Raw genomic sequence first — 11,750 nt, forward strand, 5'->3', positions numbered from 1 at the left:
CGCAGGAAAGTCATTTTGTGTTTCTATGCAACTGTCTTGCGCATAGCTATCATGCGGGCCTCATTATCAGGACGCAGTCCGCATGCTCACGTTGCTAAAACTTCTGAAGGATGGCCGCTTTCATTCAGGGCAGGCGCTGGGTGTTGCGCTGGGTATCAGTCGTAGCGCTGTATGGAAGCAACTGCAGCACTTGGAAGCAGAATTAGGGCTGTCTGTTCATAAAGTTCGAGGTAAGGGGTATCAGTTGGCCAAGCCCCTGTTGCTTCTGGATGTTGCTGAGATCTGCGCAAAAGGCCTCCATGAGTGGCCTGTCCATATCTTTGACTCTATCGACTCCACCAACGCCGAGGCGCTGCGCTTCATCGAGCGAGGGGCGGCAGCGCCATTCATGATTTTGGCCGAGCGTCAGATAGCTGGTCGTGGTCGTCGTGGTCGTAAGTGGGTCAGTCCATTTGCCGAGAATCTCTACCACAGCCTGGTGCTGCGCATTGACGGCGGCATGCGACAAATAGAAGGGTTGAGTCTGGTCGTCGGGCTTGCTGTCATGCATACCCTGCGTGATATGGGGATCGCCGAGGCGGGGCTGAAGTGGCCCAATGATGTCCTGGTGGGAGAGAAAAAGATTGCCGGCATTTTGCTTGAGTTGGTAGGGGATCCTGCGGATGTTTGCCATGTTGTCCTGGGCGTGGGGATAAATGTGAATATGCAAGCGACTGATGAGGTCGACCAGCAATGGACATCCATGGGTCTTGAGGCGAGAAGGGATTTTGATCGAAATGAGTTGGTGGCACGATTGGGTGCAAAGCTCCAGCACTATCTAAGGCTTCATCATACGTCGGGATTTTCCGCAATACAGTCGGAATGGGAGCAATACCACCTTTGGCAGGGGAGGGCTGTGTCCCTGATTGCCGGTGTCAACAAAATTGACGGTGTTGTGCTGGGTATCGATCACCAGGGCGCGTTGCGTTTGAAGGTAGAGGGTGTGGAAAAAAACTTTAGCGGTGGTGAGCTCAGTCTGAGGTTGCGTAATGATTCTTGAGCTTGACTGCGGCAATAGCTTTATCAAATGGCGTGTTCTTCAGGTCGACGGAGTGACGCCGGTCGAAGGTGGTGTGGTCAGCTCTGACGGCGATCTGTTGGCAAGTTTGAGTAATGCCGACAAGTTCCAACTCAAGAAGTGCCGTCTCGTTAGTGTGAGGACCCAGGAGGAGACAGACTCCTTGGTCGCCTCTCTGGTGGATGTATTTGGGGTGTCGGTGACGCGTGCTGTGCCTGCCCGAGAAATGGCCGGGGTAAGAAATGGCTATGAGGATTACGAGCGGTTGGGGCTCGATCGGTGGCTGGCCCTGCTTGGTGGGTTCCGTCTCGCTTCGGGCGCGTGCCTGGTGCTTGATTTTGGTACTGCCATTACCGCTGATTTTGTGGCGGCGGACGGTGAGCATCTCGGTGGATTTATTTGCCCGGGCATGCCCCTGATGCGTAACCAGTTGCGTACCCATACGCGAAGAATTCGCTATGACGATATAGCAGCGGAGCGAGCCCATGAGAGTCTCGCTCCAGGTCGCACGACTGTCGAGGCGGTTGAGCGTGGTTGCATGCTGATGCTCCGAGGATTTGTCCTGACTCAACTTGAGTTGGCGCGGCAGTATTGGGGAAAGGATTTCGTGGTGTTTCTCACCGGAGGGGACGCCAATCTGGTCTCGGGGGTTGTTCCTGATGCCAGGGTAGTGCCCGACCTGGTTTTTGTCGGTTTGGCGATGGCCTGTCCTTTGTCTTGAGGTTTCTATGCGGTGGCTGTTCCTGTTGTTGCTGGTTTTGAATGTCTTCTATTACATCTGGCATCAGCAGGAGGCCCCGCTTCGTGCCAAGGATGTGACTCCGCTGAGTTTGTACCGTGGCTCGCAGCAGGATATTCATCTTTTGAGCGAAACAGCGGACGCGCTAGTCAGGCGTGATTTGGGAAAATCCGGTGAAGCGCAAAAGACCTGTATTTACTTGGGTGGTTTTGGTCGTCCGGAGCTGGCCAGGCAGCTGGAACAGCGATTGGCTGCCTCGGGCGTTACGGGGCGTCCTGCTGCATCGAGCTCACCGAATCTCCCTGGGGATGGAGGTTTCTGGGTTCAGGTTTCCCAAGAAAGCGCGGGAAAGGTGAATGAGGCGTTGCTTCAAAACCTTTCCAAAGAATTCAATGAGTTAAAACATAAAATAATGCCATGCGAAGGGGTTGCACCGGCAGGGTAGTTTGCATAGAATGGCGCCCGCTTCGCAGCGAAGACCTTTAACGGTTAGCGATACGAAGCGACGTCAACGCAGCTAACCTCAGGTTTTTTAATGAGAAAATGCTTGACAGAAGGCTGGCATGATATAGAATGCCGGCTCGCTTAGGAGGGGTTCCCGAGCGGCCAAAGGGATCAGACTGTAAATCTGACGTCTACGACTTCGAAGGTTCGAATCCTTCCCCCTCCACCATTTTTAGCGTGAGCTGCAAGCTCCGCGGGTATAGTTTAGTGGTAGAACCTCAGCCTTCCAAGCTGATGATGCGGGTTCGATTCCCGCTACCCGCTCCAAGTTTGCAGGTTGTGCAAAGTGTTTCGCTCTTGTAGCTCAGTTGGTAGAGCACACCCTTGGTAAGGGTGAGGTCAGCGGTTCAAATCCGCTCAAGAGCTCCATATAACAAGGCAGATATGAAAATATCTGCCTTTGTTTTAATGGCTTGTGTGACTCGCTAAATTCTTCTCCTAGGGGTGATTTCGATGGCTAAGGAAAAGTTCGAACGTAATAAGCCGCACGTCAACGTCGGTACCATCGGTCACGTTGACCACGGTAAAACCACGCTGACCGCTGCTCTGACCCGTGTCTGCTCCGAAGTTTTCGGTTCGGCCAAGGTTGACTTCGACAAGATCGATAGCGCCCCGGAAGAGAAAGCTCGTGGTATCACCATCAACACCGCTCACGTTGAATACGATTCGGCCGTGCGTCACTACGCACACGTTGACTGCCCAGGTCACGCCGACTACGTAAAAAACATGATCACCGGTGCTGCCCAGATGGACGGCGCGATCCTGGTTTGCTCGGCCGCTGATGGTCCGATGCCACAAACCCGTGAGCACATCCTGCTGTCCCGTCAGGTAGGCGTTCCGTACATCGTTGTCTTCCTGAACAAGGCTGACATGGTTGACGACGCTGAGCTGCTGGAACTGGTTGAGATGGAAGTGCGCGACCTGCTGAGCACTTACGACTTCCCAGGTGATGACACTCCAATCATCATCGGTTCGGCTCTGATGGCTCTGAACGGCCAAGACGACAACGAAATGGGCACCACTGCTGTCAAGAAGCTGGTGGAAACTCTGGACAGCTACATCCCAGAGCCAGAGCGTGCTATCGACAAGCCGTTCCTGATGCCAATCGAAGACGTATTCTCGATCTCCGGTCGCGGTACTGTTGTGACTGGTCGTGTTGAGCGTGGCATCGTCCGCATCCAGGAAGAAGTTGAGATCGTCGGTCTGCGCGACACTCAGAAAACTACCTGCACCGGCGTTGAAATGTTCCGCAAGCTGCTCGACGAAGGTCGTGCTGGCGAGAACTGCGGCGTGCTGCTGCGCGGCACCAAGCGTGACGACGTTGAGCGTGGCCAGGTTCTGGTCAAGCCAGGCACCGTCAAGCCGCACACCAAGTTCACCGCAGAAGTTTACGTTCTGAGCAAGGAAGAAGGCGGTCGTCACACTCCGTTCTTCAAAGGCTACCGTCCACAGTTCTACTTCCGTACTACTGACGTGACTGGTAACTGCGAGCTGCCAGAAGGCGTTGAAATGGTAATGCCAGGTGACAACATTCAGATGACTGTTACCCTGATCAAGACCATCGCGATGGAAGACGGTCTGCGTTTCGCTATCCGTGAAGGCGGTCGTACCGTCGGCGCCGGCGTCGTAGCCAAAGTCATCGAGTAAACAGTTGTAATGTCTTTTTCGGGCCGGCATAATGGTCGGCCTGATTTTGTTTTAGGTCAGTAGCTCAATTGGCAGAGCGACGGTCTCCAAAACCGTAGGTTGGGGGTTCGATTCCCTCCTGACCTGCCAGATTCACTCAGTGTGTCTGGCTTTCTTTTCACAGGATCTTCATAGATGACTCCTAAAGCTGAAGCTCAAGGCTCTCGCTTCGATCTGCTCAAGTGGCTAGTGGTAGTCGCTTTGGTGGTTATTGGCGTTGTTGGCAATCAGTATTATTCTGCTTCGCCGATCCTGTACCGTGTACTTGCATTGCTCGCCATTGCTGCTGTTGCTGCCTTTGTAGGTCTGCAGACAGCCAAGGGCAAGTCTTTCTTTGTACTCGCTAAGGAAGCTCGCACCGAGATTCGTAAAGTCGTATGGCCGACTCGCCAAGAAACCACGCAGACCACGTTGATCGTTGTGGCTGTTGTTCTGGTAATGGCGTTGCTGTTGTGGGGGCTTGATTCCCTGCTCGGCTGGCTTGTTTCCTTGATTGTTGGCTAAGGGTGTCCCGTGGCTAAGCGTTGGTACGTTGTGCATGCTTACTCGGGTTACGAGAAGCATGTCATGCGCTCGCTGATAGAGCGCGTAAAGCTGGCTGGCATGGAAGATGGCTTTGGCGAGATTCTGGTCCCCACTGAAGAAGTGGTTGAAATGCGTAATGGCCAGAAGCGCAAAAGTGAACGAAAGTTCTTTCCAGGCTACGTGCTGGTACAGATGGATATGAACGAAGGGACTTGGCACTTGGTCAAGGATACCCCTCGGGTGATGGGCTTCATTGGCGGTACCGCCGACAAGCCTGCGCCGATCACGGATAAAGAGGCGGAAGCGATTCTGCGTCGCGTCGCTGATGGTAGCGACAAGCCGAAGCCGAAGACACTGTTTGAGCCGGGTGAGGTTGTACGTGTCACCGACGGTCCATTCGCTGATTTCAATGGTACGGTTGAAGAAGTTAACTACGAAAAGAGCCGGATCCAAGTGGCAGTGCTCATTTTCGGTCGCTCTACTCCGGTAGAGCTAGAGTTCAGTCAGGTCGAAAAGGTCTGATTGAGCAGGCATCCCAACCCCGCAGCCCAAGGCTGTGGGGTTTTGTCGTCACTGGGATAAACGCGCAAGTAACCGGGGAGCCTTTCGAGGCGTTCGAACCCGTAATTGGAGTGCCTCATGGCCAAGAAAATTACCGCTTACATCAAGCTGCAAGTGAAGGCCGCTCAGGCTAACCCAAGCCCACCCGTTGGTCCTGCTCTGGGTCAGCACGGCGTGAACATCATGGAATTCTGCAAGGCCTTCAACGCCCGTACTCAGGGTCTTGAGCCAGGTCTGCCGACTCCAGTGATCATCACTGTCTACAGCGACCGTAGTTTCACCTTCGAAACAAAAAGCACCCCAGCTTCGGTTCTGCTGAAGAAAGCTGCAGGTTTGACCAGCGGTTCCGCTCGTCCAAACACCGTTAAGGTTGGCACCGTTACCCGTGCTCAGCTGGAAGAAATCGCGAAAACCAAAAACGCGGATCTGACTGCAGCTGATATGGATGCAGCCGTGCGTACTATCGCCGGTTCTGCTCGTAGCATGGGCCTTAACGTGGAGGGTGTGTAATGGCTAAGCTGACCAAGCGTCAAAAGGCTATCGCCGGCAAAATCGAAGCAGGCAAGGCCTACAACTTTGTAGACGCCGCCGCTCTGCTGGCTGAGCTGTCGACTGTCAAGTTCAGCGAGTCGTTCGACGTTGCTGTAAACCTGGGCGTTGACCCACGTAAATCCGACCAGGTCGTTCGTAGCGCTACCGTGCTGCCACACGGCACTGGCAAGACCGTTCGTGTAGCTGTGTTCACCCAGGGCCCAGCAGCTGAAGCTGCTCTGGCTGCTGGTGCTGATCGCGTTGGCATGGACGATCTGGCTGCTGAAATGAAGGGCGGCGACCTGAACTATGACGTAGTGATCGCATCCCCGGATGCCATGCGCGTTGTAGGCCAGTTGGGTCAGATCCTCGGTCCACGTGGTCTGATGCCTAACCCTAAAGTCGGCACCGTAACGCCAGACGTAGCCACCGCGGTTAAAAACGCCAAGGCTGGTCAGGTTCGTTATCGCACCGACAAAAACGGCATCATCCACACTTCCGTTGGCAAGATCGGCTTCGACGCCGTCAAGCTGAAGGAAAACGTTGAAGCCCTGATCGCTGATCTGAAGCGTATCAAGCCAGCTTCTTCGAAAGGTATCTACGTCAAGCGCGTTACCCTGAGCACCACTATGGGCCCAGGTCTGGTCATCGATCAGAGCTCGCTCGACGCGTAAGACTCGGGTTGGCGCAAGTAATTGCGTCAACCAAAAAAATTGGGGTCCCTGCCTGGCGGGGGCTGTCCAAGACCGTAGGCGACGCAAGTCTTAAACCACAAGCCTACGCAGATGGTGCTCCCGGTTCCTTACCGAATCAGACACCAAAACGACATTCGGTTTCGACCGAATGAAACGGTAACAAGCAGGAGTTAAACCCGTGGCAATTAAACTCGAAGACAAGAAGGCCATCGTCGCTGAAGTCAACGAGGCTGCCAAAGCTGCTCTGTCCGCTGTCGTGGCTGATGCCCGTGGCGTAACAGTAGGCGCTATGACCGGACTCCGTAAAGAGGCCCGTGAAGCTGGTGTTTTCGTACGTGTCGTACGTAACACCCTGCTCAAGCGCGCTGTTGCTGACACTGAATACAGTGTCCTCAACGACGTGTTCACCGGCCCGACCTTGATCGCGTTCTCCACCCAACATCCTGGCGCTGCTGCCCGTTTGTTCAAGGAATTCGCCAAAGGTCAGGACAAGTTCGAGATTAAGGCAGCTGCGTTCGAGGGCAAGTTCCTCGCAGCTAACCAGATCGACGTACTGGCAACTCTGCCGACCCGTGACGAAGCAATTTCTCAGCTGATGAGCGTGATGCAAGGCGCAACCAGCAAATTGGCTCGTACTCTGGCGGCACTGCGCGACCAGAAAGAAGCTGCCGCAGCCTAAGGCTGAGCACCTCTTTTCGCGCTTTTTGTTTATTTCGATGGTCGCGTAGGCCGTCCCCCAATTCAGGAATTTAGTTTCATGACTATCTCTCAAAACGACATCCTCGAAGCCGTAGCCAAAATGTCCGTAATGGAAGTTGTTGAGCTCATCAAAGCTTTCGAAGAAAAATTCGGCGTTACCGCTGCTGCAGCTTCCGCTGGTCCAGCTGTTGCTGTTGCTGCTGCTGAAGAGCAAACCGAATTCAACGTCATGCTGACCGAAGCTGGCGAGAAGAAAGTAAACGTGATCAAGGCAGTACGTGAACTGACCGGTCTGGGCCTGAAAGAAGCCAAGGCTGTAGTTGACGGCGCTCCTGCCATGGTTCTGGAAGCTGTTGCCAAAGACGCAGCTGACAAAGCCAAGGCCGCTCTGGAAGAAGCAGGCGCTAAAGTCGAGCTGAAGTAAGCATCGACTTTGCGTCTCCAGCCCGAGCGTTAAGCGACAGGCTGATGGCTGGTGGCTCTTGCCACCGGCCTTTTTCTGTTATTGGCAGCCGACTGGGTCGGTGCCGATAGCGAGCTGTAACCACCCGATGTGGTGGCGCAAACCATGGGGTTTGCACGATTTTCTGGCTGCTCCCGTCGGGAGGGGCCAAACAAGCAGGTGACCAAGCTGGGGAACGCTGATGGCTTACTCATATACTGAGAAAAAACGTATCCGCAAGGACTTTAGCAAGTTGCCGGACGTCATGGATGTGCCGTACCTCCTGGCCATCCAGCTGGATTCGTATCGTGAATTCTTGCAAGCGGGAGCGACTAAAGATCAGTTCCGCGACGTGGGCCTGCATGCGGCCTTCAAATCCGTTTTCCCGATCATCAGCTACTCCGGCAATGCTGCGCTGGAGTACGTCGGTTATCGCCTGGGCGAACCGGCATTTGATGTCAAAGAATGCGTATTGCGCGGTGTTACTTACGCCGTACCTTTGCGGGTAAAAGTGCGTCTGATCATTTTCGACAAAGAATCGTCGAACAAAGCGATCAAGGACATCAAAGAGCAAGAAGTCTACATGGGTGAAATCCCCCTGATGACTGAGAACGGTACCTTCGTAATCAACGGTACCGAGCGTGTAATCGTTTCCCAGCTGCACCGTTCGCCGGGCGTGTTCTTCGACCACGACCGTGGCAAGACGCACAGCTCCGGCAAACTGCTGTACTCCGCGCGCATCATTCCTTACCGCGGTTCGTGGTTGGACTTCGAGTTCGACCCGAAAGACTGCGTATTCGTGCGTATCGACCGTCGTCGCAAGCTGCCTGCATCGGTACTGCTGCGCGCGCTCGGCTATACCACCGAAGAAGTGCTTGACGCGTTCTACACCACCAACGTCTTCCACGTGCAAGGTGAAAACCTCAGCCTGGAACTGGTGCCTCAGCGCCTGCGCGGTGAAATCGCTGTCCTCGATATCCAGGATGACAAAGGCAAGGTTATTGTCGAGCAGGGTCGTCGTATCACCGCTCGCCACATCAACCAGCTGGAAAAAGCCGGGATCAAAGAGCTGCAGGTGCCGATCGACTACGTCCTGGGTCGCACCACGGCCAAGGTCATCGTGCATCCGGCCACCGGCGAGATCTTGGCAGAGTGCAATACCGAGCTGACCACCGAGATCCTGGCGAAAATCGCCAAGGCCCAGGTCGTTCGTATTGAAACGCTGTATACCAACGACATCGACTGCGGTCCGTTCATCTCCGACACGCTGAAGATCGACTCCACTGGCAACCAACTGGAAGCCCTGGTCGAAATCTATCGCATGATGCGTCCTGGCGAGCCGCCAACCAAGGATGCAGCCGAGACCCTGTTCAACAACCTGTTCTTCAGCCCTGAGCGCTATGACCTGTCTGCGGTCGGCCGGATGAAGTTCAACCGTCGTATCGGCCGTACCGAGATCGAAGGTTCGGGTGTTCTGAACAAGGACGACATCGTTGCGGTCCTCAAGACCCTGGTCGACATCCGTAACGGCAAAGGCATCGTCGATGACATCGACCACCTGGGTAACCGTCGTGTTCGCTGTGTAGGCGAAATGGCCGAGAACCAGTTCCGTGTTGGCCTGGTGCGCGTAGAGCGTGCGGTCAAGGAACGCCTGTCGATGGCTGAAAGCGAAGGCCTGATGCCGCAAGACCTGATCAACGCCAAGCCTGTGGCTGCGGCGGTGAAGGAGTTCTTCGGTTCGAGCCAGCTGTCCCAGTTCATGGACCAGAACAACCCGCTGTCCGAGATCACCCACAAGCGTCGTGTTTCCGCACTGGGCCCAGGTGGTCTGACCCGTGAGCGTGCAGGCTTCGAGGTTCGTGACGTACACCCGACTCACTACGGTCGTGTATGCCCGATCGAAACGCCGGAAGGTCCGAACATCGGTCTGATCAACTCCCTGGCTGCCTATGCGCGCACCAACCAGTACGGTTTCCTCGAGAGCCCGTACCGCGTAGTGAAAGACGCCCTGGTCACCGACGAGATCGTGTTCCTGTCCGCCATCGAAGAAGCCGATCACGTGATCGCCCAGGCTTCGGCCACGATGAACGACAAGAAAGTCCTGACCGATGAATTGGTAGCTGTTCGTCACCTGAACGAGTTCACCGTCAAGGCGCCGGAAGACGTCACCTTGATGGACGTATCGCCGAAGCAGGTAGTTTCGGTTGCAGCGTCGCTGATCCCGTTCCTCGAGCACGACGACGCCAACCGTGCGTTGATGGGTTCGAACATGCAGCGTCAAGCTGTACCGACCCTGCGTGCCGACAAGCCGCTGGTAGGTACCGGCATGGAGCGTAACGTTGCCCGTGACTCCGGCGTTTGCGTCGTGGCTCGTCGTGGTGGCGTGATCGACTCCGTCGACGCCAGCCGTATCGTGGTTCGTGTTGCCGATGACGAAGTTGAAACTGGCGAAGCCGGTGTCGACATCTACAACCTGACCAAATACACCCGCTCCAACCAGAACACCTGCATCAACCAGCGTCCGCTGGTGAGCAAGGGTGATCGGGTTCAGCGTAGCGACATCATGGCCGATGGTCCGTCCACCGATATGGGTGAACTGGCGTTGGGCCAGAACATGCGCATCGCGTTCATGGCATGGAACGGCTTCAACTTCGAAGACTCCATCTGCCTGTCCGAGCGTGTGGTCCAGGAAGACCGTTTCACCACGATCCACATCCAGGAACTGACCTGTGTGGCCCGTGACACCAAGCTTGGCCCAGAGGAAATCACTGCGGACATCCCGAACGTGGGTGAAGCTGCACTGAACAAACTGGACGAAGCCGGTATCGTTTACGTAGGTGCTGAAGTTGGCGCAGGCGACATCCTGGTGGGCAAGGTCACTCCGAAAGGCGAGACCCAGCTGACTCCGGAAGAAAAACTGCTGCGTGCCATCTTCGGTGAAAAAGCCAGCGACGTTAAAGACACCTCCCTGCGCGTGCCTACCGGCACCAAGGGTACCGTCATCGACGTACAGGTCTTCACCCGTGACGGCGTCGAGCGTGATGCTCGTGCACTGTCTATCGAGAAGACTCAACTCGACGAGATCCGCAAGGACCTGAACGAAGAGTTCCGTATCGTCGAAGGCGCAACTTTCGAACGTCTGCGCTCCGCTCTGGTCGGCCACAAGGCCGAAGGCGGCGCCGGCCTGAAGAAAGGTCAGGAAATCACCGACGAAGTACTCGACGGTCTTGAGCATGGCCAGTGGTTCAAACTGCGCATGGCTGAAGATGCTCTGAACGAGCAGCTCGAGAAGGCCCAGGCCTATATCGTTGATCGCCGCCGTCTGCTGGACGACAAGTTCGAAGACAAGAAGCGCAAGCTGCAGCAGGGCGATGACCTGGCTCCAGGCGTGCTGAAAATCGTCAAGGTTTACCTGGCAATCCGTCGCCGCATCCAGCCGGGCGACAAGATGGCCGGTCGTCACGGTAACAAGGGTGTGGTCTCCGTGATCATGCCGGTTGAAGACATGCCGCACGATGCCAATGGCACCCCGGTCGATGTGGTCCTCAACCCGTTGGGCGTACCTTCGCGTATGAACGTCGGCCAGATCCTTGAAACCCACCTGGGCCTCGCAGCCAAGGGCTTGGGCGAGAAGATCAACCGCATGATCGAAGAGCAACGCAAGGTCGCTGACCTGCGTAAGTTCCTGCACGAGATCTATAACGAGATCGGCGGCCGCAACGAAGAGCTGGACACCTTCTCCGACCAGGAAATCCTGGATCTGGCGAAGAACCTGCGCGGCGGCGTTCCAATGGCTACTCCGGTGTTCGACGGTGCCAAGGAAAGCGAAATCAAGGCCATGCTGAAACTGGCAGACCTGCCGGAAAGCGGCCAGATGCAGCTGTTCGACGGCCGTACCGGCAACAAGTTCGAGCGCCCGGTTACCGTTGGCTACATGTACATGCTGAAGCTGAACCACTTGGTGGACGACAAGATGCACGCTCGTTCTACCGGTTCTTACAGCCTGGTTACCCAGCAGCCGCTGGGTGGTAAGGCACAGTTCGGTGGTCAGCGTTTCGGGGAGATGGAGGTCTGGGCACTGGAAGCGTACGGTGCTGCATACACTCTGCAAGAAATGCTCACAGTGAAGTCGGACGATGTGAACGGCCGGACCAAGATGTACAAAAACATCGTGGACGGCGATCACCGTATGGAGCCGGGCATGCCCGAGTCTTTCAACGTGTTGATCAAGGAAATTCGTTCCCTCGGCATCGATATCGATCTGGAAACCGAATAACACGTGACGCGAATCGAGAGCGGGGCTGTTTGCCC

The 11,750-nt window shown here is 55.5% G+C and carries 11 protein-coding genes and 4 tRNA genes; all 15 read left to right on the forward strand.

The genetic code is table 11. The features are described from left to right. Positions 1–82 precede the first annotated feature (82 nt). The 15 genes from birA (at position 83) to rpoB (ending at position 11,715) form a co-directional block, all read left to right on the forward strand. Positions 83–1,039 carry a bifunctional biotin--[acetyl-CoA-carboxylase] ligase/biotin operon repressor BirA gene (birA, locus tag AC30D9_RS27500; RefSeq protein ID WP_490145259.1) on the forward strand — a complete coding sequence of 319 codons (957 nt, stop codon included), beginning with the start codon at positions 83–85 and terminating at the stop codon, positions 1,037–1,039. Continuing rightward, the gene (locus AC30D9_RS27505) at positions 1,029–1,778 is read left to right on the forward strand and encodes a pantothenate kinase (RefSeq protein ID WP_134926053.1); all 750 of its coding nucleotides are present in this window, start codon (positions 1,029–1,031) and stop codon (positions 1,776–1,778) included. The genes birA and AC30D9_RS27505 overlap by 11 nt, the downstream gene beginning before the upstream one ends. A gap of 7 nt (positions 1,779–1,785) precedes the next feature. Beyond that, positions 1,786–2,241 (forward strand): hypothetical protein, encoded by a 456-nt coding sequence (locus AC30D9_RS27510; RefSeq protein ID WP_307575348.1) that lies wholly within the window; start codon positions 1,786–1,788, stop codon positions 2,239–2,241. 143 nt (positions 2,242–2,384) lie between these two features. Continuing rightward, positions 2,385–2,469: transfer RNA gene (locus AC30D9_RS27515), tRNA-Tyr, on the forward strand. A gap of 24 nt (positions 2,470–2,493) precedes the next feature. Then, positions 2,494–2,567 (forward strand) — tRNA-Gly (locus AC30D9_RS27520). 26 nt (positions 2,568–2,593) lie between these two features. Then, positions 2,594–2,669: transfer RNA gene (locus AC30D9_RS27525), tRNA-Thr, on the forward strand. Positions 2,670–2,753: 84 nt separating this feature from the next. Next, positions 2,754–3,947, forward strand: coding sequence for an elongation factor Tu (tuf, locus tag AC30D9_RS27530; RefSeq protein ID WP_003186103.1), 1,194 nt, complete (start codon positions 2,754–2,756; stop codon positions 3,945–3,947). Positions 3,948–4,000: 53 nt separating this feature from the next. Beyond that, positions 4,001–4,076 (forward strand) — tRNA-Trp (locus tag AC30D9_RS27535). 45 nt (positions 4,077–4,121) lie between these two features. Then, entirely contained in the window at positions 4,122–4,490 is a 369-nt protein-coding gene (gene secE / locus AC30D9_RS27540; protein ID WP_003206102.1) for a preprotein translocase subunit SecE, read from the forward strand. Positions 4,491–4,499: 9 nt separating this feature from the next. After that, the gene (gene nusG, locus AC30D9_RS27545) at positions 4,500–5,033 is read left to right on the forward strand and encodes a transcription termination/antitermination protein NusG (RefSeq protein WP_010443972.1); all 534 of its coding nucleotides are present in this window, start codon (positions 4,500–4,502) and stop codon (positions 5,031–5,033) included. Positions 5,034–5,150: 117 nt separating this feature from the next. Further along, positions 5,151–5,582: a 50S ribosomal protein L11 gene (rplK, locus tag AC30D9_RS27550; protein WP_003176435.1), complete on the forward strand. Its 432-nt coding sequence runs from the start codon at positions 5,151–5,153 to the stop codon at positions 5,580–5,582. Beyond that, on the forward strand, positions 5,582–6,277 hold the full coding sequence (rplA, locus tag AC30D9_RS27555; RefSeq protein WP_003186095.1) for a 50S ribosomal protein L1: 696 nt from the start codon (positions 5,582–5,584) through the stop codon (positions 6,275–6,277). Before rplK ends, rplA begins: the two co-directional genes overlap by 1 nt. Positions 6,278–6,476: 199 nt before the next feature. Then, positions 6,477–6,977 (forward strand): 50S ribosomal protein L10, encoded by a 501-nt coding sequence (gene rplJ / locus AC30D9_RS27560; RefSeq protein ID WP_307575346.1) that lies wholly within the window; start codon positions 6,477–6,479, stop codon positions 6,975–6,977. A gap of 78 nt (positions 6,978–7,055) precedes the next feature. Beyond that, positions 7,056–7,421 carry a 50S ribosomal protein L7/L12 gene (gene rplL / locus AC30D9_RS27565; protein ID WP_307575344.1) on the forward strand — a complete coding sequence of 122 codons (366 nt, stop codon included), beginning with the start codon at positions 7,056–7,058 and terminating at the stop codon, positions 7,419–7,421. Between the two features lie 220 nt (positions 7,422–7,641). Beyond that, on the forward strand, positions 7,642–11,715 hold the full coding sequence (rpoB, locus tag AC30D9_RS27570; protein ID WP_109756660.1) for a DNA-directed RNA polymerase subunit beta: 4,074 nt from the start codon (positions 7,642–7,644) through the stop codon (positions 11,713–11,715). Positions 11,716–11,750: the final 35 nt, after the last annotated feature.

The sequence above is a fragment of the Pseudomonas sp. DF11 genome (assembly GCF_058148565.1).

Coding starts and splice junctions, on each gene's coding strand:
- birA (WP_490145259.1), top strand. CDS start 83: ATGCTCACGTTGCTAAAACTTCTGAAGGATGGCCGCTTTCATTCAGGG.
- rplK (WP_003176435.1), top strand. CDS start 5,151: ATGGCCAAGAAAATTACCGCTTACATCAAGCTGCAAGTGAAGGCCGCT.
- tuf (WP_003186103.1), top strand. CDS start 2,754: ATGGCTAAGGAAAAGTTCGAACGTAATAAGCCGCACGTCAACGTCGGT.
- rpoB (WP_109756660.1), top strand. CDS start 7,642: ATGGCTTACTCATATACTGAGAAAAAACGTATCCGCAAGGACTTTAGC.
- rplL (WP_307575344.1), top strand. CDS start 7,056: ATGACTATCTCTCAAAACGACATCCTCGAAGCCGTAGCCAAAATGTCC.
- AC30D9_RS27505 (WP_134926053.1), top strand. CDS start 1,029: ATGATTCTTGAGCTTGACTGCGGCAATAGCTTTATCAAATGGCGTGTT.
- AC30D9_RS27510 (WP_307575348.1), top strand. CDS start 1,786: ATGCGGTGGCTGTTCCTGTTGTTGCTGGTTTTGAATGTCTTCTATTAC.
- rplA (WP_003186095.1), top strand. CDS start 5,582: ATGGCTAAGCTGACCAAGCGTCAAAAGGCTATCGCCGGCAAAATCGAA.
- secE (WP_003206102.1), top strand. CDS start 4,122: ATGACTCCTAAAGCTGAAGCTCAAGGCTCTCGCTTCGATCTGCTCAAG.